The sequence below is a fragment of the Massilimicrobiota sp. An105 genome, from assembly GCF_002161155.1.
GTDB classification, from domain to species: Bacteria; Bacillota_I; Bacilli_A; order Erysipelotrichales; family Coprobacillaceae; genus Allocoprobacillus; species Allocoprobacillus merdigallinarum.
This window is the reverse complement of record NZ_NFLY01000011.1, coordinates 21,595-47,126: the sequence shown is the minus strand read 5'-3', so window position 1 is coordinate 47,126 and position 25,532 is coordinate 21,595. Positions and strand designations below refer to the sequence as shown.

Genomic DNA, 25,532 nt, shown 5'->3' with positions numbered 1-25,532 from the left:
TATCAATTTATGAAAAACCAAAAAAAGAGTCTAAACGTCCAGACTGTTGCCCAGACGGTCGACTCTTTCCCATTATACTCCATGTGGTCTATTCCACTTCCGTCAGTTGTATAACTAATTGAATAATATCATTTCTTACCTTTTTTTTCAATATTTATTCATATTTTTTACTGACTAGAAAGAAAAGATTGAATCGCATCATTAATTAATTCTTTATTCATAATAGAAGTTGGAATACAATCCCCATTTTTCATTTCTAATTCACCATTTCGAATCATTAAAATATAATGCATATTTACAAAATAACGGGGATGCATCTGAAAAAAAGAATACTTCAATAACTTCGTTTTTGTTTTGGTTAAATCACCAAAATGTCCATAAAAACGCTGATGTGCAGTCACCACCTGTGTTTGAAAACGTCCATTTTCAATATAAACGATTTCCCCTGGTAAAAAACGTCGTGTTCCTCCATTATCAAGATAGAAGATTTCCTCGTGATGTAATTTTTGGTAATGATCCCATATTCTTTGAAATTCACCATTAAACAGTTCTGGTAATTCCTGTTTTAAAAACATCTGATATCCATATGCCCGAAAACTTTCATGCATATGCGCATAATCATCACCAATATAGATAATCAAACATTCAGGATTCGCATCATGTAAATACTCACCCATTAAAAAACCATTGTCACCATGAATACGATCTCCAATAAAAGCCACATCATAGCTTTCTCTTTGACGTAAAAATGCTATATTGACAAATTGATCATAGCTATCAATAAATATATCTTCTTCCATATGTGTCTGATATAATAATTCACTTAATTTTTCTATACAATCTTCATCATCCATACAAATAAATACTTTCATGTCCTTCACTCCTTATCCCTTTTTTTATTTTACCTATTCATTTTTAAATAAAAAATGCCACTTTCACTCCTGTTTGTGCATTTTTAGCACACTTTCGACTTATTTTTGCATAAGTCTGTTAAGGTATAAAGGAAACATATAAGAAAGGAGGACAATAATTTTATGGAAAGACATCGTTCCTTATGGAAAGCGTTTCTTTCAAAAGAAAAACTATTTCTAGTGACTGTCACTTTTATATTCATTATCATAAGCACTATTTATAGTTTTCAACAATCTATTTTTTCCAGTCCTGGTTATCAGGAAGCTTATCCTAATGCTGGACTTGAATTTTTTTACAGTTTATATCGTATTGGCACAAACCCATTTTTATTTATTTTACTGATGCTGTTGCTGCCAAATATCATAGCATATGATTTTTTAAATATGCATCAAACTCGCAGTGCTTACATGATTGAAACAAGATTAACAAGAAGACATTATTATCTGGAAGTCAGCATCAAAAATATACTTTTGACCTTTGGAGTGATCACCCTGATCCAGGTAGGCCTACTTATTTTCTGTCATGTCTTTTTAATTCCTATACATTTTCAAAGCATGACTTATCCTGATGGATACTATATCATGACTCAGCTTCTATGCCCTATTGAAGTGATCAATCTGATTCTTTTTATAACCCTCACTTCTTTAGGCTATGCTTTAATGTCCAGTGTTATTTTGGCATTACAGACTTTTATCACCAACAAATATGTCTATCGTTGTTGTGGTGTGATCATTGGTATTTTGCTGGTATTAATTCCCGCCTTGATTCAAGGATATTTACCTATTCCAGAAGCAGCTTTTCTTATTCAAATCAACAATTTAGTTGCATTAGGATTAGAACATGTTCGTGAAAATCCATTTGGTCTTTCACATCTTGCATTGTATGCGATTTGTTTTTTCATATATGCCATAGTTTCTTATCTTTGTTTTCAGATCTTATTGAAAAGGAGAGAAACAAATGATTAAAAAATGGTTCAAACTTCTCGATGTGAAAGTCATGATCATATTGATTATGATGTTGTTTGCATCACCCATCCTTTGTGGAAAAAACACTTATACAATTTGTCTCATTTATTCGAATTATCTTTGTGTTTATATGAATAATGTCTTTTTATTAATGAACTATCAGTTTACAGCACAATGCAATCGCTTGCTATCTCCTATTATCACAAGAATTGGTGAACAGAAAACATATACTTCCGTTTATTATTTCTTAATGATGGTCAGTTTTATTTATACAATGATTATTTATATAAGCTATGCTTTCTTTTTTGGTGGCATCTTACCAGAAGATATGTTTGTGACGATTTTATTTATGATTCTTAATCTTATTGTCACTTTTATTGAAACAACATTCATATATCTACAAATTGGTCAAAAAAAGAATTTTATTTATTTAGCTTTACCTATCTTTATGAACTTTTTATTTCATATTGTTTATACAAAACTATTTTAAGGAGGATTTATGTTAGATATTCAAGATTTAAGTATAAGTTTTCATAAACAACCCGTATTACAACATCTTTCATTTCATCTTGATGGTCATGAATGTATCTATATTCATGGTATCAATGGTTCAGGAAAATCAACACTTTTTAAGCTGATCTGCGATATTATCAAACCTACTTCAGGGACAATCACAAAAAAGAATGATTTACAGATTGGAGCTTTAATTGAAAATCCAGGTTTTCTAGAAAACGAAACTCTCGCTTATAATCTTCAATTCCTGGCTTCTTTAAAAAATCAATATGATAGCAGCTATATTGAATCATTGTGTCAACAATTTCAATTAGATTTACATAGCTCCATGAAGTTAAAAAACTTTTCTGTTGGTATGCGTCAAAAAGCAGGTATCATTCAAGCCATTATGGAAAATCAGGAACTTATTTTATTAGATGAACCCACACGTGGTTTAGATCAGACATCTATTCATACATTCTGTCAGCTCATCAATCAATTACATGACAAAGGACATACCATTGTGATTGCTGCTCATGATTACTTACCAGATATCCATTATACACATATCTATCGTTTAGAAGAGGGACAATTATTCTTAGATGAAATGGATTAAAATAACTGTTATTTATGGCTTGCTTGTTTATTTTTTGAAATATCTTTATCAGGATATAACACCTTATATTCTTCTTCACTATCCCTTCTTTGATTTTCGATATCTTATTTTTGTTATCACCCAAATATTCTGGAGTTATATTTTCTATCAAATCGTTTATCAGTATCTCTATCTTGATACATTGATAAGCTTACGTCTTTCTAAACGAAAGAAACATGAGATTTTTTTGAAACAATGGTTCAAATATATAAGCTTTTATACATTGATTCACATTTTCTTTTTTATTTTCTTTTCTTTACCTTTATCTTTTGGACTAATCGCTCTACAATTGATCTTATGGAGTCTTGTTTTTATTTTTTTACTTGTATTCTATAGGATTTGGAGTTATCATTATGTATCAATGATATTGATTATGATTGGTATACATCTATTTATTTAAAGGAGGTTAATGATGGAACAATTAAATCAGGCAAATCATTATATTTATCAGGCTTTAGAAAAGCTTCTTGATATTTCTAAATATGATTCTATCAATGAAGAACAACGTAAAGAAATTTATGATGTGATTGATGACATTGAAGAAGCCCGTCATGCATTATATGAATTAAAAAATGAAATGCGCACACATACAGCCTAAAATAGATGTTTGATAACATCTATTTTTTTGTATAACGATGAATAAATTGAAAAATAGTCTGATAATATGTTGTCGCATCAGTAGAACAGCTTTGAGCATGACCAGCTCCTTTAATAATAAGTTTTTCTTTAGGGCAATTGGCTTTTAAATATAGTTCATCTATCATATCCACGGGGACAAAATCATCGTCCTGACCATGAATAAATAAAATAGGAATCCGACTTTTTTGAACCTGTTGAATAGGTTGAACATCTTCCAAAGCATAGCCTGCTCTTATTTGAGTCACAAGACTTGCCATATGCAAAGCCACTTCACTTTGCCACTTTTTCATAGGAATATGGTATTGAAAAACATCCCAGACACTCGTATAACCACAATCTTCAATAACAGCCTTCACTTGTGATGGTAAATTTTCTCCAGCTACATCCATGACCGTAGCTCCACCCATAGAAACACCATATAAAATAATTTGAGCCTGTGGATTTTGAGATACAAGATAGTCAATCCATCCCATAATATCATAACGATCATCCCAACCCATTCCAATATAATCTCCTTCACTTTGCCCATGACCACGTAAATCAGGAATCAAAAGATTATATCCCTGCTCATAAAAATGTTTGACAGGTGAAATAATGCTAGAACTATCTCCTCGATACCCATGCACCATAATGGCATAAATGGGATTATTTTGTTCAATATAATAAGCATGTAAAAAAAGATCATCATAACTTGAAATAGAAAGATGAACACTCTTATCTTCTAACCATTTTTGAGCATCTTGGGTATCTTTTTGATAAAGTTCACTATCAAATAAGGAATGATTAGAATGGGGATTGAGGGTATAGTCATATAAATAATTTCCAATATATAAAGTGATACCCATGATAAATATTGTCAAAATCAAGATAATGATTGAAATGATTTTGATGATTTTTTTCATTTTTATGGTTTCACCTCTTTATATTTCATATTTTTTGCATATACTATGTTATAATCAGGAAAAAGGAGGAAGAATGATGGCATTTGAAAAAATAGATATAAATACTCTAGATATGAATGCTTTTCAGGCCATTGGCAAAGACTGGATGCTTATAACGGCTGGTAATCATCAAAAAGTCAATACGATGACAGCTTCTTGGGGCGGTATGGGTGTTTTATGGGGACAAAACGTTGTTTATGCATTTATCCGTCCACAACGCTATACAAAACAGTTTGTTGACCAGCAAGAATGCTTCTCTCTATCATTTTTTAATGGATATAAGAAAGAACTTTCTGTTTTAGGTACAGTTTCTGGACGTGATCAAGATAAAATCAATCATGTTCATTTCCATACCACATATATTGATGACGTACCTACATTTGAAGAAGCACATTTGGTCTTCATTGTTGAAAAAATCTATGAAGATGACATTAAACCTGAAAACTTTAAAGATACATCTCTAGATACAAAATGGTATCCTGATCAGGATTATCATCGTGTTTATATTGCTAAAATAAAAGGTGTTTATGTTCAAAGAACATAAGCCTTTTTATTATATATGCTTGTTTTTTCATAAATAAAACATCACTATCTATTGTTTCCGATATTTTGAAAATCTATTCAAAAAAAGTGATGCATACACATCACTTTACTCATCTTCTAATATAACGACTGTTCCCATTAACATGGGCTTTCATGTATCTCTTAAATCAAAACATATGCCTAAAACAGCATTGCCACCTTTTTCTTTTGCTTTTTCAGTTAAACGTTCTCAAGCATAATTTAAATATGTTTCCATATTCATTACTAATCGGATTGCTCGAAAAGCATCATCATATGCAAAGATAATTCCTAAATCTTTCATATTTTATAAGTCTTATTTTTTGACAGGAATTTCTCCTTCCTGTAACCAGTCTTTATAACACTTTTCGTACATTTCGTCAGATTTCTTTTCAATATTTTGTTTTTGAATCGCAAAATCAGAGTCTATCTGTGGACCAAAGAATTGACAGATCTGCTGAAACATAACATCTGATTGTATCGGAACTTGTAAAATACCCATCAATGCAAATGAGATCGACATCCTGCCTGTCTATATTGATTGATTGCTTTCTCTTTAGCAGGACCATCTTCGACTTCTTTGCATGGTATAATTTATTTATAGGGAATATGAGCTTCTTTTAAATAATAAATAACATCTGCCTTGAGATCTTCTGGAATCAAACAATCATGCATATCTTGAGTTATCGCAATATTTTGAAATGAAATCATGAACATCGTCTCCTTTATCAATCTTTAATTTATGATTATTATCTCTCTTTTGAAATCATACCAGATAAGAATTAAAAAAGCGTGATTATTGTTTAATTTTCTAAAGTTTCTTTATATTCTAAATATTCATCATATGTTGATAAACGATCAATACATCCCTGTGGTGTTAATTCAATAATTCTATTCGCAATTGTTTGAACAAATTGATGGTCATGAGAAGCAAATAAAACATTTTCTTTAAAACGAATTAGTCCCTCATTAAGAGCCTGTATAGATTCCAAATCCAAATGATTGGTTGGTTCATCTAAAACAAGAACGTTTGCATTTGCCATCATCATTTTTGCCAGCATACATCTGACTTTTTCTCCACCTGATAAGACATTTGCTTTCTTTAAAGCTTCTTCTCCAGAAAATAAGACTCTTCCTAACCAGCCTCTTAAATCTTGTTCATAAGCATCATCTCCAGCATATTGTCTTAACCAGTCAACAAGCGTTAAATCACAATCATCAAAAAATTCATTGTTATCTTTTGGGAAATATGATTGAGATGTTGTCACTCCCCATTGGAAAGTTCCTGTATAATCTGTAATTTCACCCATGATAATCTTAAAGAAAGTTGTCACTGCCAGCTCATGATCTGAAACAAAAGCAACTTTATCTTTTGATGAAATAGAAAATGAGACATGATCAAAGATTTGTTCACCATTTTGACTGTATCCTAAATCTTCAACAGTTAAAACAATATTTCCAACTTCTCTATCTGGTGTAAAACCAATAAATGGATATCTTCTTAATGATGGTTTAATATCTACCATCTCTAAGTTATCTAATAATTTTTTACGTGATGTTGCCTGTTTTGCTTTAGAAGCATTGGCACTAAAACGCGCAATAAATTCTTCCAATTCTTTTTTCTTTGCTTCAGCTTTTTTATTGATTTCTTTTGCCTGTTTTAACATCATCTGAGAATATTCATACCAGAAATCATAATTTCCTATATATAACTGAATTTTACTATAATCAATATCCGCAATATGCGTACAAACTTTATTCAAGAAATGTCTATCATGAGAAACAACAATGACTGTATTAGGGAAATTCAATAAGAAATTTTCTAACCATGTGACACTTTTTAAATCCAAATGGTTAGTCGGCTCATCCAATAATAAAATATCAGGATTACCAAATAGGGCCTGTGCCAATAAAACTTTGACTTTTTGTTGGTCACCTAATTCTTTCATAAGCAAGTGATGATATTCACCTGTTACACCTAATCCATTTAAAAGAATCTCAGCATCAGTTTCAGCATTCCAGCCATCCATTTCCATAAACTCACCTTCAAGTTCAGCAAGTTCAATACCATCTTCATCATTAAAGTCAGCTTTACTGTAAAGCTCTTCTTTTCTTAACATAATTTCATAAAGACGTTTATTTCCCATTAAAACTGTTTTTAAAACTTCCTGATCATCATAAGCAAAATGATCCTGTTTTAATACAGATAATCTCTGTCCCGGTGTTATCACAACTTCACCTTTATTCGGTTCAATTTCTCCTGATAAAATCTTTAAAAAAGTAGATTTACCAGCCCCATTGGCACCAATAATTCCATAACAGTTTCCTTCAGTAAATTGAATAGATACATTTTCAAATAAAGCACGATCGCCATATCGCAAAGACACATTTTGAGTTGCTATCATTTTATCAATTCTCCTTTTTGACAAGTCCATTCTATTATACATGAAAGATATATTTTTGCAATGAAAGAGTATAAAGAATCATATTACATTTGCATAAAGCTTTCCATTTGACCCAAAACGTCATCCATCATTGGTAATGATGTCATATGTACATCAATTTGACATGTGTCACAAATAGAAACTAATGAGCTATAAACTCTTGGATTTCTAACAAAAATTTCCTGTGGTTTCCCAAATTTTTCTATAACTTTACTCAATTGTTGAATACATATAGAATCTTCATCATCTTCAGGTTTTAACATATATATATTAATAATTTCTTGTGAAAGCAAATCCATAACTAATAAAACAAGCGAACTGACTGGACGATCATATCTTTCATCTATAAAACCACCAGATAAATATGCCAAATCAATGATATACTGATTTTGCGTTTGTGGTAACTCTTTTAAATAATTGAGATATTGCTGATCTTCCAAATCTACAACATAGAATTTTTCTTGTTCTTCAGGTCTTTGTATAGCTTCATATTTCCAACCATGATGATCATGAGCAAAAAGTATCTCACCATTATCAAAATCCACAGCAACTTCGTGATTCATATAAGCTTTCATAAGTGGAATGAGATGCTTAAAAACTTGTACAATCACACTTGCCTGTTGATCATTAATTTCATAAGGATAAAATCTTGGCACAAATGAAAGAAAATATGGCCAATGTCCTTTTCCTCTATATTTTAATCCTAATTTTTTAATGATTTCTTTTTGACCTTTTGGAACCTCTTCACGATCTCCCATATAAAATGTTAAACAATTTTGTTCAAACATCATATATTGCGTAATAGCCTGATCTGGATATTCATGAGCTATACTACATAAATCTGCATATCCCTCTTCTCCTTCATATATAGATACCCCAATACAATCACCTAATTTCCCCATAATTGTACAATAGTATGTTTTCTCATTAATCTCTAAAGCAACAAAATCATTACTCCATAAGACTTCCCATGGTTTTAGCTGTACCCACTCATCTGCATATGTATATAATTGTCGCCAGACTTCATATCTTTGCATATTATTATCACCTCATCATTATCATATATGAAAATATATAAAAAAGAAATATTATTTAATAAGTTGCCTTGGATTTTTATTCATCATAATCTCTTTTTGTCTTTGAATAGAAGCATAGGCATAAATGCTGGTTGTTGTAATAGAGCTATGACCTAATATCTTTTGGATATATGATATATCAACATCCTGCTCTAAAAGCATTGTGGCAAAGGTATGGCGAAACATATGTGGTGTGATATGAAAATCATCTGTATATCTATTGATAATATGACGAACAGACTGATCTGTTAAACGATGATATTGATTATTGATAAAAAAATATTCCTGCTCACTAATCCTGTCATGAAAAGCCTGTTCATATTCTTTTAATGCCAGATAAACTTCCTGACCTAAAAATATAACTCTTTCTTTTGCATTCTTGCCATAAATAATGAGATACTTTTCCTCTAAATAAATATCTTCATTTTTAATAGCACATAATTCAGAAACTCTAATCCCTGTAGAAATAAGCAATTCAATCACGGCTTTATCTCTTTTTATAAAAAAGTGCTGATCTTGATCTAAACGATGAAATAAATCCTGTAATTGATGGTATTGAATAATGCGTGGTAAAGTCTTTTCTTCTTGAATTTTATACCTCATTTTGTCCATTGGATTCTCTTGAATTATTTCATAAAAGACCATATCTTCAAAAAAAGCATGTAAACTCGCTAATTTGCGTTTGACAGTCTTAGGCTTAAAATGATGATTCAGATAATGAATATAGTAAGATATTTCACGCTTATTCATATCCTTATTCATCATAAATGAATAAAACTGTTTTAAATCAATGCGATAAGCCTTTAAGGTATGCCAGCTTAAGCGTTTATTTTCACATTGATTCAAATAAAAAGATAAATGTTCTAATGTTAATTGCATAATTATATCCTCCTTCTATTCATTATACATAAAAAATGACATATTTCAGGAGAAAAAAAAGTACATAATCAATTCTATGATTATATACTCGCTTTATTAACTCTTTGATTGTGCAGCTTCTTTTGCAGCTTTTTTCTCTGCTTTTCTTCTTTCTTTACGATCTTTCTTTTCTAAGATTCTATAAACATCTGTATATTCTTTAACTGTACAATGAATTCTTTTATTAGCCTTTACAACTGCATGTACAAATTCAACTCTTTTCTTTGGAAAAAAGCAATATCTTTTCTTTGTATTTGTATAAAGTTCAATTGCATGTGGTCTTGTCACTAAGTCAGCCAAACGTGGAACAGGATCACAAATTGTATCACAGTTCATTAAATCTACATGACTATTTTTCCACAAATAATAATGAATTGTTAATTCTCTATTATGTATAGTATATTTGTTTGGTCTACATCCTAAGAAAAATGCAAAACAAACAATTGCAAAAACGACAATAACCAAAGCAGTCTGTTTATCCTGCGTGAAAACTGTAAACACAGTATAGAATGCTAATGCAGTAAGAAAAATAATTGTTGCAGTATTCATTCGCACTTTAAACTCTTTAACTTCTTCTTCCATAAAACTCCTCACTTCCCTTTGAATATTATACACGATATGCATATAAATAACAATTTAAACTTTAAAAAAATAAGAGCGGAAATTCCGCTCTTTAAGTTTTCAAAATCGTTTAATATCTTATTCAGCTTCAGCAGCTTGTTTGTTTTGGAATCTTTCGTAAACAATTACGAATGGAATATAAATTAATGTAGATACTACAATAACGATAACTTGTGAAACAGCACCCATGAAACTTCCACCAGTTGCTAAGAATCCTAATAATAATGGTGGCATTGTCCATGGAACTTCGATAACGATTTTTGGACAGAATCCAATAGTAACTAATAACCATCCAACGAAGATACATACTACTGGAGCAAGAATAAATGGAATACCTAAGATTGGGTTTAATACCAATGGAATACCAAATGTAACTGTTTCATTGATATTGAAAAGACCTGGAACGATAGATAATGTAGCGATTGCACGGTTATCTTCACGTTTACCAAAGATAAAGATTGCAATAACTAAACCTAAAGTAACCCCAGAACCTCCCCATTCAGCGAACATTTGTAACATTGTTAAGTTCAATACATTAGGGATTTCTGCTCCATGTTTTCCAGCAGTAAATGCAGCTGTATTTGCATATAACATTGGACGGAAGATTGGTTCTTTAACAGCAGATAACATGTTATTACCATGAATACCTACTAACCAGAATAATGAGATTAATACATACATTAACATAACTGCTACGATATTAGCACCAATGATATCTTGTAATGGTTTTTGTAAATAAGTAGAAATAACATCATTGAAATATAATCCAGTAGCCATTTGTACAGCCCATCCGATAACACCAACAACTAATAAAGTTAAGAATGTTGGAATTAAAACTTCGAATGCACGAGCAACACCTGGAGGTACTTGTTCAGGCATTTTGATTTTTAATCCTTCTCTTTTACGGAAGAAGTTATAAATTTCAAGCCCAAAAATACCAATAATCAATGAAGTAAATAAACCAGTAGCTCCCATATAACTTCCAGCAAAACCAGTGAAAGTCCCTACACCAGCTAAATCAACACCAGCTTGTTCTAAAACTGTTCCAATTGTAACAGCAGTACCAGCTGCATCAGTGTAAGCAGTTAATCCAGTTACTGCATGTGCAGTTGGAGTAACCATAGCCCAGCACATAAATCCTAAAATAGCTGGAAAAGCTCCAGTTTCACCGTTAGCTTCCCCAATTTCTTGAGCAACTAACATAACAATTCCAATAGCGATACATGAAATTGAACAGAACTGTATTGCGTTGAATACAGCATTAATTGGTTCTAAAACCATAACAGCAGGAATTAACCCACCTAGCCCTTGAGGTGCATCATTGACAACAGCATCGGTAATTAATACGTTTGTCCAAAGAACACCAATGGCACCAGCAATAGTTGCTGGCATGAAGTTTTGGAACGCATTTTTGATGGCACCAAGATATTTGTTTTGTCCAGCCCATGCTCCAATGCGCCCTAGCTTATCAGCAAAAGCATCCATAAAATTTTTCCTCCCTTAAAATATTTTTGACAATATAAGTATAAAATTTTTTTTATTAAAAGTCAATGCTTTTATATCAAAAGTATGGTACTTTTCCAATAAAAGACGGTTTTAACAGTGTTTTTTTACTTATTTTTTATTTTATTTTACCTGTTTTTTAGTTGTTTTTTGTATTTTTTGCTCAAAATATGAATAACTATGCCATTTTTTATAAATATTTGTCTTTTAATCATTAATCATACCGACTACTCTTTCTAGTAAAAAACTATCCCTTAGGATAGCTATTGTTGTACTATAACAGTCTGAAATTCAAAATGAGAAAAATGCTGTCTTGAGAGTGTATATTCGAAAATAGAACCGTTGCTTAAAAAAGAAATCTGTTCTTCTTGAATATATGGCTCATTTTCTTTTAATCCCAAATATTGTTGTTCTAAAGGTGTAGATAAAGCTGCATTAATCGTTAAATGACAGCTTTGGATTTTTAACTTTAAAACTTTTTCGATATATCCATATACAGATCCTTTTAAATGCTGTAACTTTAAATTAGGAACAACACTAATGGGGATATATGTAATATCAATTAAATGAGGAATTTTATCTAAAAATCTGAGCCTTATAATATGATAGACAAAATCACCAACATCTATCTGTAATTTCTCTGATAAATGTTCATCCGCTGGAACAACTTCAAATTCCAGGACTTCACTTGTGACTTCTTTAATTCCTTCATATTGTGCCGTCAAACCACGTCCAAATTTACTAACAGGATTATCCATGGCAGGATCATAATCCTTCACAAATGTCCCCGCACCACGACGACGGATAATGAGTCCTTCTTTGACCAATATATCTAATGCCTTTTTCATTGTTTCTTTATTACAATGATAGCTCATACATAAAACATACTCATAGGGAAGTTTTTGACCAAATGTATATTCTTGATTTTTTATTTTTTGACGAATATCATCAGCAATATCTCTGTACTTAGCCATATACTCACCCCTATCAATATAAAAATACCATACTTTTGATTTAATTTCACGGTTTTTTTCTATTTTTTTATATTTTTATACTTTGAAGCACCTTTTTATCAAAAGATACAATTTTCAATTCACCATTTTCATAGATACCAAAGCTTTTCTGTCCAGCCTTTGGCAAAGATATAGAAGATGGATTAAAAATCGTGATATCATTTTCTTTTTTTAACACTGGTTTATGAATATGACCATACATAAAGACATCTCCCGCCTTTAACATAGGTAAGTGTTCTTCATCATATAAATGCCCATGTGTAAAAAAGAAACGATGCCCATCTAAATAAAGTTCACTATAATCTCCTCTCATAGGAAACTCCAATACCATCTGATCCACTTCAGCATCACAGTTTCCTCGTACTGCTATAATATTCTCTTTATAAGCATTCAAGAGTTTCATGACTTCTTGAGGCTGATAGCCTTCTGGTAAAGGATTTCTAGGCCCATGATATAATAAATCACCTAATAAAACTAATTTATCCATTTTTTCTTCTTCATAAATCTCCATAACTCTCTTTAAATCTGTATATGAGCCATGAATATCTGAAACAATCATGAATTTCATTGCAATCCCTCCAATTCAACACCGACTGGACAATGATCTGATCCAAATACATCATTATAAATATAAGCATCTTGAATCTGTTCTTTTAGATTATCTGATACAACAAAATAATCAATACGCCAGCCAGCATTTTTTTCTCTTGCTTTAAACATATAAGACCACCAAGAATATTTTTCTAAAGTTGGATATTTATATCTGAAAGTATCAATAAATCCACTCTCTAGTAATTCTGTAAATTTTTGTCTTTCTTCATCTGTAAATCCAGCATTTTTATGATTTGTTTTATCATTTTTTAAATCAATTTCCTGATGAGCCACGTTCAAATCGCCACAAATCACAACAGATTTTTTCTGTTTTAATGTATTCACATATTCTCTAAATGCATCTTCCCACACTTGGCGGTAATCTAGACGTTCTAAGCCTCTTTTAGAATTAGGCGTATACACAGTAACAAAATAAAAATTCTCATATTCTAAAGTAATCACACGACCTTCCTGATCATGTTCTTCCTTACCTAAACCATAACTGACTGAAAGAGGTTCTCTCTTTGTATAAATAGCCGTCCCACTGTATCCTTTCTTCAGGGCATCATTATAATAAGAGACATAACCATCAAACTGTAAATCAAGTTGATGCTTTTGAAGTTTTGTTTCCTGAATCGCAAAAATATCAGCATCAACTGATAAGAAAAAATCTTGAAATCCTTTATTCAAGCATGCTCTTAAGCCATTCACATTCCATGATACAAATAACATAATATCCTCCTTTGATATAAAAAAGGGGTTATACCCCCTCTTCTTCAATAGCATATCTTACAATTGTTTTGAGTTTATCCTCTGGATTTCTTTCAGGATCATTTAAATAAATTTCATGATGAAAACCACTTAATTTCATTCCCTGAATTGTAATATATTCCATAATTTGTTTGGTTGTATTAATTTCTGTATTATAAGCTCCTTTATGCATCATCTGCACACAACGTCCTTCTTTAAACCTTTTTAAATAAACATCAACAAGATAAGGATTATCTTTTTTTAATGTTATATTTTCCTTAATTGTTTCAAAAGTCTGCTCATCAAGAACTTTAGGTTGAGCAATCATTAATGTAAATTTAATCATCTTTTTTCGTGTCACATCAAACTGACTATTATCATATGTATCCCATAATCCTTCTAATGGAGAAATGAGGTATAATAAATCCATTTCTTCTTTAAAATAATCTTTAATTGCTTTCGATAATATATGTAAAGCCTCTGCTTTTAACTTAAATTCTTCCACATTTGGATTTCCGATTCCATCAACCATCAGAAAATTAAACTCTGGCACATCTACAACATCTATTCTTTTTGTTGAAGCATCATATTGTTTTTTATACTCTCTTCTAATGCCTTCTTTCACTAAGAATCCTCCTTCCATCGCCTTTACATTATATATAATTTTCATAAAAATATCCACTTATTTTAGGATTTTTTTATTTTTTATCTTCGCATTTTTTATTTTTCACACAAAAAAAGCGATTTTTTTAAAATCACTTTTCATCCCACAAAACAATTTGGCGAGATTGATTTGTACGCTTAACATCAATAATTCTTTGATTTTCAGATCCTCTAAACTTTAAACGAATATTTTTTTGAGCTAATATAAATGGTCCATCAACCAATATATCAAGATAACTTAATATTTCATCACTGTAAGGTCCATGCACCTTGCCACCTGGTAACAGATCTTCATAAAGATAGCCTGTATAACACCAAATATCTTTATCAGGATACATTTTTCGAACTTGTTGTAATAAAGGTAACAATCCCTCCTGATTAACAAGTTCCATAGGTTCTCCGCCTAAAAGCGTTAATCCCGCAATATGACTTGGTTCTAATGCTTTTAAAATCAAATCAATTGTTTCTTGGTTAAACTCCTGTCCATAATTAAAATCCCATGCGATCTCATTGAAACATTCAGGGCAACGATGAGTACAGCCAGAAACAAAGAGCGAAACTCTCACTCCTGTTCCATTGGCTATATCTACTGTTTTAATTGTTGCATACTTCATGTTTATAAGTGAAGAACACGTTCTTTAATTTCTTGTGTTCGCCCTTGATTCCAGAATTGTGTTCCAATATATCCACATGTACGTCTAGCAACACTCATTTTATCTTGATTTGTATTACCACAGTTTGGACATACCCAAATCAATTTTCCATCTTTATCTTCTTTGATTTGAATCTCTCCATCATAACCACATTCCATGCAGTAATCGCTCTTTGTATTTAATTCTGCATACATAATATGTTCATAAATATGTTTCATCACAGCTAAAACGGCTTCAATATTATCTTGCATATTTGGAACTTCAACATAGCTGATAGCTCCTCCTGGTGATAATTTCTGGAACTGTGATTCAAATGTTAATTTTGTAAAAGCATCAATTTCTTCAGTAACATTAACATGATAACTATTTGTAATATAGTTTTTATCTGTAACACCTGGAATTTTTCCAAAACGTTTTTGTAAACATTTTGCAAACTTATATGTTGTTGATTCAATTGGTGTTCCATATAAACTAAAATCAATATTTTCTTCTTCTTTCCATTTTGCACAGGCATCATTTAAATGTTGCATTACTTCTAATGCAAATGGTGTTGCATCTGGATCAGTATGTGATTTTCCTGTCATATATTTGACACATTCACAAAGACCCGCATAACCTAATGATATTGTTGAATATCCACCATATAATAATTTATCAATTGTTTCACCTTTTTTAAGTCTTGCTAGAGCACCATATTGCCATAAAATAGGTGCCACATCACTGACAGTTCCTTTTAAACGATTATGACGACACATTAACGCTTCTTTACATAAATCCAATCTTTCATCCATAATACGCCAGAACTCTTTCATATCACCTTTAGAAGAGCAGGCAACATCCACAAGATTGATTGTCACAACACCTTGATTGAAACGTCCATAATATTTAGGTTTATTTGTTTCAGGATCAACATATGGTGTTAAGAAACTACGACATCCCATACATGTATAGCAATGTCCTTCATCATTTTTATCAACTTTTAATTCCAACATTTTCTTTTCAGAAATATAATCTGGAACCATACGTTTCGCTGTACATTTTGCTGCCAATTCAGTTAAATACCAATATTTGCTGTCTTCACTAATATTATCTTCTTCTAAAACATAGATTAATTTAGGAAAGGCTGGTGTTACATAAACACCTTTTTCATTTTTAACACCTAAAATTCTTTGGTTTAATGTTTCTTCAATAATTAAAGCTAAATCATCTTTGATTTGTCCATCAGGGACTTCATTTAAATACATAAAGACAGTTACAAATGGTGCTTGACCATTTGTTGTCATTAACGTAATAACCTGATATTGAATCATTTGGACACCACGATTAATTTCTTTACGCACACGATATTCAGCCAATTCATTAATTTGTTCTTCACTGACAGGAATATTTTCCTGCTCAAATTCTTCTCTTACTTCTTTTCTAAACTTCTGACGACTGACATCAACAAAAGGAGCTAAGTGAGATAAACTGATACTTTGTCCCCCGTATTGTGAACTTGCAACCTGAGCAATAATCTGTGTTGCAATATTGCAGGCTGTAGAAAAGCTCTTAGGTCTTTCAATCATTGTTTCACTGATGACAGTTCCATTTTGTAACATATCTTCAAGATTAACTAAACAGCAGTTATGCATATGTTGAGCAAAATAGTCTGAATCATGAAAGTGAATGATTCCTTCTTCATGAGCTTTCACAATATGTCCTGGTAATAATAGACGTTTTGTAATATCTTTGCTGACTTCCCCAGCCATATAATCTCTTTGAACACTATTAACAGTTGGATTCTTATTAGAATTTTCTTGTTTAACTTCTTCATTAGCACATTCAATCAAGCTTAAAATCTGTTCATCTGTTGTATTTGATTTACGCACTAATGCTCTCATATAACGATATGTAATATATTTTCTTGCCACTGCAAAAGCATTCAATTTCATAATTTCATTTTCAACAAGATTTTGAATTTCCTCAACATTTAGCGCTCTTTTCATTTTTTCACATTGATACTTCACATTATTTGTAATATTATCAATATCTTCGTCTGATAATCTATCTGTTTCTACAACTTCATTATTGGCTTTTTCAATCGCTGCAGTAATTTTCGTTTGATCAAATAAGACTTCAGATCCATTACGTTTAATAATTTTCATAAAAACCCTTCCTCCTCACTTATTGTATCTGTTAGTTTATCACATTCATCTTTTGAATAAAAGGAATATACACCATCACTCAAGATTTTTTTAATTCTCCACAAACAAAATCAAAAAGCATTGATTATATCAATACTTTTTGATTTATGTATCTGCTTTTTATAAACTTGTATGAATCTATTATAGCTTATTCATCGACAAAATAAAAGTATAAAGCACATAATTCTCAAGAAAATAATCGCTAATATTTCATTTCAAAACTTTTTTCATTCTCTAAAACTGCCAAATCTTCAACTTCACATTGTTCTATTCGAATATAGCGAATACTATGCATATAGTCAATAACCTGCTGAATCAAAGAAAGTTCACCTTGTAAGCATGCTTCCACATCACCATTACTTAAATTTCTAACCCAACCTGTTAAATGCAAACGTGTTGCCTGTTGGTAAAATGTAATACGAAACCCAACACCTTGTACACGCCCTTTAAAAATGAAATGTTTTCTCACCATATAACCACCTCTTTTTTCTATTTTATCATTTTATAAAAATGAAAAAAAGAGAAATCGATATGAGATTTCTCTAATCATCCAATCCTTTTTTCTTATAACCATACATGAAAGCTATCACCCCTAATAGAATCCATACTATACAGACAATTATAGCTATCACTGTCTCCTGATTAAAGAAGGGTTGTTGAACTGACAATTGTAAATAAAGCGTTTGGAAAGATGTGGTTGGAAAAATAACTGCAATCTTTTCAATCATTTCATTAAGCTGACTGAACATAGGTGGCAACATTAATAAAATCATCAACGGAGAACTCAATGTTCCAGCACTCATCTGATCTTTAGAAAGTAGACCTACCAGTGCTCCAAAAAACAAGACACTTAAAGATGATAAAACATAAAAGATAAGGAAATATCCAAAATACTCCATTGGCTCCTGACAAACCAGGAAAATAAGAATGCCATCAATCAACATCAAAACCAGTGCAACAAAAGCTTTACTCAATAAGAAATCAGTTGCACTGACATTAGCCAACATTAAAGAACGTAAAGTATGTTTTTCTTTCTCTTCAGCAACCATATTAGCTAAAACATTCAGTGGGACAATGGAAATTGTCATAATAATACACATAACAATAACAAAACTCCCTGTAGCTCCCTTAAGAATATCCCCTAATAAAAATTTATACATCACACCAAATAAAACTGGCAAAGCCAACATTAAAAAAACATTTTTATTAACGAAGCAATTCTTTAAATCCTTCATAAACAAAGCTTTACAAATACGTATATTCATCATGATTCCTCCTTAGTCAGTGTTAAGAAAACTTCTTTTAAAGTTGGTTCAATGGAATGAATCATTAATAGTTCATCAATATGTTCCAATTCCTGTTTTAAAAATTTTGGATCTAAAGGAATCGTATAGTCTTCTTGACTTGTTTTCATACGAATCTGTTTTTTAGAATATTTAAGTTTCAAATCTTCAGGATGTCCACTTTCAATAATGTGTCCATGATTCAAAAATGCAACACGATGACACATTTCATCTGCTTCTTCCATATTATGAGTTGTTAAAAAGACAGTCGTCCCTTTCGCATTAAGTTTCTTGATAATTTCCCTTACCTCATTAGCAGTTGAGGGATCTAAATTTGCTGTTGGTTCATCCAAAAACAGAAGAGATGGTGAATGAATAATGGTTCTAGCAAAGATTAATCGTTGTTTCATTCCTTTTGATAATTGACTAACTAATTGTTTTTTAGCATCTAATAAATCAACTTCTTCTAAGACTTTTTCAATACAGCTTTTATCAATATCATAGATTTTTGCAAATAACAGTAAATTATCATAAACACTCATCTTTTCATATAATCCACTATTATCACTCATAATCCCTATTCGACTTTTTATTTTTGAAGAAAAAGGCTTCTCCCCTAGTATCTGAATATCTCCTCCATCACTTTTTAACTGTCCCGTCAATAATTTAATCGTTGTTGTCTTTCCAGCTCCTGAAGGACCTAAAAAACCAAAAATTTCCCCTTTTCGAACTGAAAAATCACATCCTTGTAAAGCAACTGTCTTCTGAAAACTTTTTGATAGTTGCTTAACCTCAATAACATTTTTATCCATCATACTCCCTCCTTTTTCCTACTTTCATCGTATCATAGTCATTTTTAACAGACAATCATTTTACCATTTCTTTCCTTTATTTTTACATAACATTATAATTCATGATCAATCGTATGATTTTGTGCTATAATAAAAAAGCAAAAAAGATGAAAGGAGTTTTCAAATGAATTTCAAATTACCTGTCACAAATAAAAAGAGAACCATGATCATAATTGCAGTAATTATTTTCATCATCATATTTTGTCTTTGTATCTTTTTCTTTTCAAAAAATCAGACAGTTACAAAAAAAGCAGAGAGTCAGACAGTTGTTGCCAATCAACAATCAGATGATTCAAAACAAGAACAAGACACAGCAACCATAAAATCTGATAACAACTCATCACAAAATCAAGAATCTTCAAATGATTCAGCATCAAAAACAAAAGAAACAAATAAAGATACTCAAACACAAACATCAAAAAAGAATTCTCAAACACAATCAACTTCAAAAAGCTCACAAAAGACAACAACCAATAAAAGTTCTTCTACAAACCAAAGTTCATCATCAACCCATGAACATGTATGGAAAGACCATAAATCAAAAAGATGGGTTTCTAAAATGGTGACTGTCACAGACTACGAAACACAAACAATTCGTGGAGCAAAATTTTACACTTATAATGGAACAAACGAATTAGGACAACCAACATATATTGCAAATGGTCCTACTTATTGGTTTGAAGATGGATTTACTCAGGATGATTTGAAAAACATTATAAGCGAAGGTATGAAAAATGCCGATGAAAATCGTTTATATAACGGCGTTTATTACGGTAGCTATCAAAATGTCACAAAAACAGAAAAAGTAGAAGTTGGTTCTCATCAAGAAGATCAGGGCTATTATGAGGAATATATAGATTATCAATATTACAGTATTTGTGGTGCAAAAAAATAAAAAATACGACAACGACTAACATTTTAGTCATTGTTGTATTTTTTTATATCAATGTTTTAAAATAATTAGATTTGAGATTAATCTTTATTTCTTCATTAGGATATAAGATAAATTATATCCTAATAAACTCATCATATTTCCTATAAGGAAAAAAAGAAAAGGGATTCCATCTATCAGCATATAATAAATCTTTGGAGGATAAACTTCTGGCAATATAAATAAGCAAATAAAACCCGTAACAATCAATATAAACCAAACTATCAAACATATAACATCCATCTTCCTATCATTTTTATCCATCAACAACATTCCATTCCAAATTGATGTCATAATCCCTAATCCTATGAATATCCATGTGATAGTCAATAAATAATTATATTGGGATATAAAAACCAATATATCATAACGAATGTATTGATAATATAACATCAACATCAAGTAAAAAACAGGAAATATCAAAATATAAATCTTTTTTAAAGTCCTTCTCTTCATTTTAACTCACCTCAATCTACTTTAAGTATATCATTTTTCATTAATCGTTGCATAAATGTAAAATTTCATCAAAAAAGCTGTTAACATATATAGTCAACAGCTTCAACATCTATTCTTTATTTTTTGTTATGAGTAATAAAGTTATAGGCATCTTTGCACATATCTTCTAATGTTTTTTCAGCAACCCATCCCAGTTCTTCTCTTGCCTTAGCTGGATCTGCATAACAAGTTGCAATATCTCCAGCACGTCTTGGTTTGATTTCATAATTGATTGTTACATTGTTCGCTTTTTCATAAGCTTTCACAATATCTAAAACACTATAACCATGACCAGTTCCTAAATTATAAGTATAAACACCATGATCATCAACAAGTTTCTTTAAAGCTTTCACATGTCCTTTAGCTAAATCGACAACGTGAATATAATCTCTGACTCCTGTTCCATCAGGTGTATCATAATCATTTCCAAAAACACCTAAGCATTCTAATTCTCCTACTGCAACTTTAGAAATATATGGAACTAAGTTATTTGGTATACCATTTGGATCTTCTCCTAATAATCCACTTTCATGTGCACCAATAGGATTAAAATATCTTAATAAAACAATATTCCATTCATGATCTGAAATATAAATATCTCTTAATATATTTTCAATCATTAATTTTGTTGTTCCATATGGATTTGTTGTTGGTCCTAATGGGAAATCTTCTTGAATAGGAACTGTGTGAGGATTTCCATAAACAGTTGCACTTGATGAGAAAATCAAATTTTTACAATTATATTTTCTTAACAATTGACATAAAACAAGTGTACTCAATAAATTGTTTTGATAATATTCCATTGGTTTTTGAACTGATTCACCCACTGCCTTATACCCAGCAAAATGAATAGCTCCATCAATTTGATTATCTTGAAAAACTTTTTCCATTGCTTCTAAATCACAACAATCTACTTCATAAAAAGCAGGTCTTTTTCCAGTGATTTTTGCAATGTTATCTAATGCTTCAGGTTTAGAATTATAAAAGTTATCTACAATGACAACCTCATGTCCTTCCTGCATCAATTCTACAACTGTGTGGCTTCCAATATATCCTGCGCCACCTGTTACTAATATTCTCATTTGTTTTCCTCCCTTAAATAGTCATCAAATATCTTTTGAATCGCCTCTTTTGTTATAGCGCCTTCATGTAATTTCTTTGTTCCTTCAAAAAAACAAGGAACATAATAATAATCATAAGTATCAGCCAATTCACTCTGTTCACTTTCTTCAATCATTTCTAAAGGAATACGTTGATACTTTGCATCCTGCTGATACAATTCATGTATCCAGGCTAATGCCTGACGACAATATGGACAATTCTTTAAATAAAATAATTTCATATTAAATTAACCTCATTGTCTTAATCACAACAGGTTCAATTGGACAATCACGAGCATCTGTTGGGACATTAGCGATTTCATCAATCACATGTTTCCCTTTTGTGATTTTTCCAAAAGCTGCATACTCCCCATCTAAATGAGGTGCATCTTCATGCATGATAAAAAACTGTGAGCTGGCAGAATCCTTAATCATCGTACGTGCCATGGAAAGCACTCCTCTTGTATGTAATAAAGGATTATCAATACCATTGCTTTTAAATTCACCTTTAATCGCTGGTGTTTCATGAATATGCATATCTTTATCATATCCTCCACCTTGAATCATAAAGCCAGCAATGACACGATGGAAAATCAATCCATCATAAAAGTGGCTTTCAATCAGGTCAACAAAATTCTTCACAGTACGAGGCGCAATCTCAGGATATAATTCACCAGACATTACTTCTCCATTTTCCATTTCAATTTCAAAATCAATCGTTTTCATAACTTATCCTCTTTCTCTTCAATCATTCGATCATTTTTCTGTATTGTTTGTTCTTTTTTCTTTTGTAAATAAAATTTTATACCAAAAAATAAAACAATTAATGCTATTAAACCTAATAATAGATGTACTATTTTATTCATTTGTTCAAATTGATATGCTAAAGCGACAGTTAAACATAGATTGAGAATCAGTAAAGCTCCCGTGGTTTTAATTCTATGATTATAAAGACAGTCCAATGCTAAAGCATTTGACAAAAACAATATAATAATCAGTCCTACTTCCATGTTTTATCCTCCTGACACTATCATAACATCTTTTTCAATAAATTTCACTATAATTATGCTGTAACCGTTTTCATTAAATTATAAATATGTTAAAATGAAAGAAAGATATTCCAAAAAAATATTAAAGGAGCGTGATGATAATGAGAGCTTATCACTCAAACGAAATTGGAAATGTCGTTGTGTTAGGTCACTCTGGGAGTGGCAAAACCAGTGTGATTGAAGCCATGGCTTATCGTGCTGGTTTAACAAATCGTATTGGGAGAATTGAAGACGGGAATACCCTTAGTGATTATTCACCTGAAGAAATCAAAAGACATTCTTCTGTAGGATTATCTGTTATTCCTCTTGAATGGAACAACTGTAAAATCAATTTGTTAGATACGCCTGGTTCTTTTGATTTTATCGGTGAAGTAGAAGCGGCTTTAAAGGTTGCTGAAAGTGCATTAATTGTTGTACCTGCTACAGAAGGTATTAGTGTTGGTACTAAGGAAGCAATGCATAAAGCTTATGACAAAGCTAAAATGATTTATATTAGTGGCTTAGATTACCCTAATGCTGCCTATCATCAAAAACTTGAAGATTTAAAAATGACTTATGGTAAAGCTATTGCACCGATTCAAGTGCCAATCATGGAAGGTCATAAAATGGTAGGTTATGTCAATGTTGCGAAAATGGAAGGTCGTTATTTTGATGGTGAACAGACTCATCCTTGTCCTATTCCTGATAATATGTGGGACGAAATAACACCTATTAAAAACATGATTGACGAAGCCGTCGCGAATACCAATGATGAATTATTAGAAAAATATATTAATGAAGAACCTTTTACAAAAGAGGAAATTTCTTGGGCATTACGTCAAGGTGTTATGAATAAAACATTGATTCCTGTTTTATGTGGAACAAATCAAATTGGTATTCAAATCATTTTAAATTCTATGGTGGCATTCTTTAGTGCTGCTGGAGATATGGTTAATTCTATGGTTGTGCATAATGAAGAAACGGATGAAGATGATTTGATTGGTTATGATGAATCTTTAGCTCCATCACTATTTGTTTTTAAAACAATTGCCGATCCTTTTGTTGGTCGTATTTCTTTATTTAAAGTTTGTACAGGTTCTATTCGTACAGGTATCACATTATTTAATGTACAGAAAAAAGAAGCTGAAAAGATCAATAAACTTTATGTGATGAAAGGTAAAGATTTGATTGAAACAGATTGCCTCTATGCTGGGGATATTGGTGCTTTATCTAAATTATCATATACACAAACGAATGATACTTTATGTACTTTAGATTATCGTATGACTTATGAAACAATTTTATTTTCAAAACCATACTATGGTAAAGCTATTAAACCTGTAGGTAAGGCTAATGAAGAAAAAATTACAAATGCTATTAATAAACTTCTAGAAGAAGATAAAACATTAAAATTTGAAAACAATCCAGAAACAAAACAACAATGTATTTATGGTATTGGTGATATTCATATTGATAGTGTTGTTTCTAAATTAAAAGAAAGATTTAAGATTGATGTCACTTTAGATAATATTATTATTCCTTATCGTGAAACAATTCGTGGTCAAGTGACACAAAGATATAAATATAAGAAACAATCAGGTGGACATGGACAATATGGTGATGTTGAAATGACATTTGAACCTTTACATGATTATACTGTTCCTTTTGTCTTTGAAGAAAAAATCTTTGGTGGAGCCGTTCCTAAAGCTTATTTCCCTGCTGTAGAAAAAGGTTTAGTAGAAGCAACAAAACATGGTATTTTGGCACAGTACCCTGTTTTAGGTATTAAAGCCACTTTGATTGATGGTTCATATCACAGTGTCGATTCTTCTGAAATGGCATTTAAAACAGCTACAATTATGTGTTTTAAAGAAGCTATGGAAAAAGCAAAACCAGCTTTATTAGAACCATTCATGACTTTACACGTTTATATTGATGAACAATTTACGGGAGATATTATGGGACATTTCAATAAAAAACGTGCGCGTGTGATGGGAAGTGAAATCTTAGAAGATGGTTTAATTAAGATTACAGCTGAAGCCCCACAAGAAGAAGTCATGAATTATGCTGTTGATTTACGAGCAATGACACAAGGTCAAGGCTTCTTTGATATGGAATTTTTGGGATATGAATTTGCTCCTGAACATGTTGCCAAACGTGTGATTGCAAACCATCAACAATAGTAGTCAGAAGCTCTTAGGAGCTTCTTTTTTTAAAATTTATAGTTATAATCACATGAATTCCCATAATATTCCAATAAGAAT

At 31.1% G+C, this 25,532-nt stretch carries 28 protein-coding genes and 1 riboswitch; of the genes, 7 read left to right on the top strand and 21 right to left on the bottom strand.

The genetic code is table 11. From position 1 onward, the window contains the following. Positions 1–41: 41 nt before the first annotated feature. A riboswitch (ZMP/ZTP riboswitch) is annotated at positions 42–120 on the bottom strand. A gap of 47 nt (positions 121–167) precedes the next feature. Continuing rightward, complete coding sequence (locus B5E48_RS04745; protein WP_087304246.1) at positions 168–872, bottom strand: LytTR family transcriptional regulator DNA-binding domain-containing protein; 705 nt, start codon at positions 870–872, stop codon at positions 168–170. Positions 873–1,034: 162 nt separating this feature from the next. Here B5E48_RS04745 and B5E48_RS04740 point away from each other — a divergent pair, with 162 nt between their 5' ends. The 4 genes from B5E48_RS04740 (at position 1,035) to B5E48_RS04725 (ending at position 3,622) form a co-directional block, all read left to right on the top strand. Continuing rightward, positions 1,035–1,877: a hypothetical protein gene (locus B5E48_RS04740; protein WP_087304245.1), complete on the top strand. Its 843-nt coding sequence runs from the start codon at positions 1,035–1,037 to the stop codon at positions 1,875–1,877. Then, positions 1,870–2,367: a hypothetical protein gene (locus B5E48_RS04735; RefSeq protein WP_087244419.1), complete on the top strand. Its 498-nt coding sequence runs from the start codon at positions 1,870–1,872 to the stop codon at positions 2,365–2,367. The genes B5E48_RS04740 and B5E48_RS04735 overlap by 8 nt, the downstream gene beginning before the upstream one ends. A 9-nt stretch (positions 2,368–2,376) precedes the next feature. Next, entirely contained in the window at positions 2,377–2,985 is a 609-nt protein-coding gene (locus tag B5E48_RS04730; protein WP_087244418.1) for an ATP-binding cassette domain-containing protein, read from the top strand. Between the two features lie 451 nt (positions 2,986–3,436). After that, positions 3,437–3,622, top strand: coding sequence for a hypothetical protein (locus B5E48_RS04725; protein WP_087244417.1), 186 nt, complete (start codon positions 3,437–3,439; stop codon positions 3,620–3,622). Positions 3,623–3,641: 19 nt separating this feature from the next. Here B5E48_RS04725 and B5E48_RS04720 read toward each other — a convergent pair whose 3' ends face one another. Continuing rightward, positions 3,642–4,565 carry an alpha/beta hydrolase gene (locus B5E48_RS04720; RefSeq protein WP_087304244.1) on the bottom strand — a complete coding sequence of 308 codons (924 nt, stop codon included), beginning with the start codon at positions 4,563–4,565 and terminating at the stop codon, positions 3,642–3,644. 76 nt (positions 4,566–4,641) lie between these two features. Between B5E48_RS04720 and B5E48_RS04715 the strand changes: the two genes are divergently transcribed. Then, positions 4,642–5,148: a flavin reductase gene (locus tag B5E48_RS04715; RefSeq protein ID WP_087304243.1), complete on the top strand. Its 507-nt coding sequence runs from the start codon at positions 4,642–4,644 to the stop codon at positions 5,146–5,148. Between the two features lie 333 nt (positions 5,149–5,481). On the opposite strand, the gene B5E48_RS04710 is transcribed toward B5E48_RS04715, so the two are convergent. From B5E48_RS04710 to B5E48_RS04640, 15 genes are all read right to left on the bottom strand, one after another. Beyond that, positions 5,482–5,688, bottom strand: a complete 207-nt coding sequence (locus B5E48_RS04710) for a hypothetical protein (RefSeq protein WP_087936450.1) — start codon at positions 5,686–5,688, stop codon at positions 5,482–5,484. Positions 5,689–5,968: 280 nt separating this feature from the next. Beyond that, on the bottom strand, positions 5,969–7,570 hold the full coding sequence (locus B5E48_RS04705; RefSeq protein ID WP_087298287.1) for an ABC-F family ATP-binding cassette domain-containing protein: 1,602 nt from the start codon (positions 7,568–7,570) through the stop codon (positions 5,969–5,971). Between the two features lie 83 nt (positions 7,571–7,653). Next, complete coding sequence (locus B5E48_RS04700; protein ID WP_087304241.1) at positions 7,654–8,646, bottom strand: DUF7309 domain-containing protein; 993 nt, start codon at positions 8,644–8,646, stop codon at positions 7,654–7,656. Between the two features lie 51 nt (positions 8,647–8,697). Further along, on the bottom strand, positions 8,698–9,564 hold the full coding sequence (locus tag B5E48_RS04695) for a tyrosine-type recombinase/integrase (RefSeq protein WP_241146924.1): 867 nt from the start codon (positions 9,562–9,564) through the stop codon (positions 8,698–8,700). Positions 9,565–9,660: 96 nt separating this feature from the next. Further along, entirely contained in the window at positions 9,661–10,185 is a 525-nt protein-coding gene (locus B5E48_RS04690) for a hypothetical protein (protein ID WP_087304239.1), read from the bottom strand. Positions 10,186–10,302: 117 nt separating this feature from the next. Next, entirely contained in the window at positions 10,303–11,709 is a 1,407-nt protein-coding gene (locus B5E48_RS04685; RefSeq protein WP_087304238.1) for a PTS sugar transporter subunit IIC, read from the bottom strand. Positions 11,710–11,990: 281 nt separating this feature from the next. Beyond that, entirely contained in the window at positions 11,991–12,701 is a 711-nt protein-coding gene (locus tag B5E48_RS04680; RefSeq protein WP_087298285.1) for a GntR family transcriptional regulator, read from the bottom strand. A 67-nt stretch (positions 12,702–12,768) separates the two neighbouring features. Beyond that, positions 12,769–13,308, bottom strand: coding sequence for a phosphodiesterase (yfcE, locus tag B5E48_RS04675; RefSeq protein WP_087244406.1), 540 nt, complete (start codon positions 13,306–13,308; stop codon positions 12,769–12,771). After that, positions 13,305–14,063 carry an exodeoxyribonuclease III gene (xth, locus tag B5E48_RS04670; RefSeq protein ID WP_087244405.1) on the bottom strand — a complete coding sequence of 253 codons (759 nt, stop codon included), beginning with the start codon at positions 14,061–14,063 and terminating at the stop codon, positions 13,305–13,307. Before xth ends, yfcE begins: the two co-directional genes overlap by 4 nt. Positions 14,064–14,091: 28 nt before the next feature. Continuing rightward, entirely contained in the window at positions 14,092–14,751 is a 660-nt protein-coding gene (locus B5E48_RS04665) for a GyrI-like domain-containing protein (protein WP_241146923.1), read from the bottom strand. 85 nt (positions 14,752–14,836) lie between these two features. Then, positions 14,837–15,358: an anaerobic ribonucleoside-triphosphate reductase activating protein gene (gene nrdG / locus B5E48_RS04660; RefSeq protein ID WP_087244404.1), complete on the bottom strand. Its 522-nt coding sequence runs from the start codon at positions 15,356–15,358 to the stop codon at positions 14,837–14,839. A gap of 2 nt (positions 15,359–15,360) precedes the next feature. After that, complete coding sequence (gene nrdD / locus B5E48_RS04655; RefSeq protein WP_087304237.1) at positions 15,361–17,541, bottom strand: anaerobic ribonucleoside-triphosphate reductase; 2,181 nt, start codon at positions 17,539–17,541, stop codon at positions 15,361–15,363. A 241-nt stretch (positions 17,542–17,782) separates the two neighbouring features. After that, positions 17,783–18,052, bottom strand: coding sequence for an acylphosphatase (locus B5E48_RS04650; protein ID WP_087244784.1), 270 nt, complete (start codon positions 18,050–18,052; stop codon positions 17,783–17,785). 70 nt (positions 18,053–18,122) lie between these two features. Continuing rightward, positions 18,123–18,845, bottom strand: a complete 723-nt coding sequence (locus tag B5E48_RS04645; RefSeq protein WP_224759477.1) for an ABC transporter permease — start codon at positions 18,843–18,845, stop codon at positions 18,123–18,125. Next, the gene (locus B5E48_RS04640) at positions 18,845–19,675 is read right to left on the bottom strand and encodes an ABC transporter ATP-binding protein (RefSeq protein ID WP_087304236.1); all 831 of its coding nucleotides are present in this window, start codon (positions 19,673–19,675) and stop codon (positions 18,845–18,847) included. Before B5E48_RS04640 ends, B5E48_RS04645 begins: the two co-directional genes overlap by 1 nt. A 163-nt stretch (positions 19,676–19,838) precedes the next feature. Between B5E48_RS04640 and B5E48_RS04635 the strand changes: the two genes are divergently transcribed. Then, positions 19,839–20,609: a hypothetical protein gene (locus tag B5E48_RS04635; protein ID WP_087304235.1), complete on the top strand. Its 771-nt coding sequence runs from the start codon at positions 19,839–19,841 to the stop codon at positions 20,607–20,609. A 608-nt stretch (positions 20,610–21,217) separates the two neighbouring features. Here the strand turns inward: B5E48_RS04635 and galE are convergent. Genes galE through B5E48_RS04610 form a run of 4 tightly spaced genes read right to left on the bottom strand, consistent with a single transcriptional unit; the run spans position 21,218 to position 23,250 of the window. Then, positions 21,218–22,222, bottom strand: a complete 1,005-nt coding sequence (galE, locus tag B5E48_RS04625) for a UDP-glucose 4-epimerase GalE (protein WP_087304233.1) — start codon at positions 22,220–22,222, stop codon at positions 21,218–21,220. Then, positions 22,219–22,482, bottom strand: coding sequence for a thioredoxin domain-containing protein (locus B5E48_RS04620; protein ID WP_087304232.1), 264 nt, complete (start codon positions 22,480–22,482; stop codon positions 22,219–22,221). Before B5E48_RS04620 ends, galE begins: the two co-directional genes overlap by 4 nt. A gap of 1 nt (position 22,483) precedes the next feature. Beyond that, complete coding sequence (locus tag B5E48_RS04615) at positions 22,484–22,966, bottom strand: peptidylprolyl isomerase (protein WP_087244790.1); 483 nt, start codon at positions 22,964–22,966, stop codon at positions 22,484–22,486. Beyond that, a complete protein-coding gene (locus tag B5E48_RS04610) occupies positions 22,963–23,250 on the bottom strand; it encodes a hypothetical protein (RefSeq protein ID WP_087244791.1) in 288 nt (95 codons plus the stop codon). Before B5E48_RS04610 ends, B5E48_RS04615 begins: the two co-directional genes overlap by 4 nt. Positions 23,251–23,390: 140 nt before the next feature. Between B5E48_RS04610 and B5E48_RS04605 the strand changes: the two genes are divergently transcribed. Next, complete coding sequence (locus tag B5E48_RS04605) at positions 23,391–25,451, top strand: elongation factor G (RefSeq protein ID WP_087244792.1); 2,061 nt, start codon at positions 23,391–23,393, stop codon at positions 25,449–25,451. The last annotated feature ends 81 nt before the right edge of the window (positions 25,452–25,532 follow it).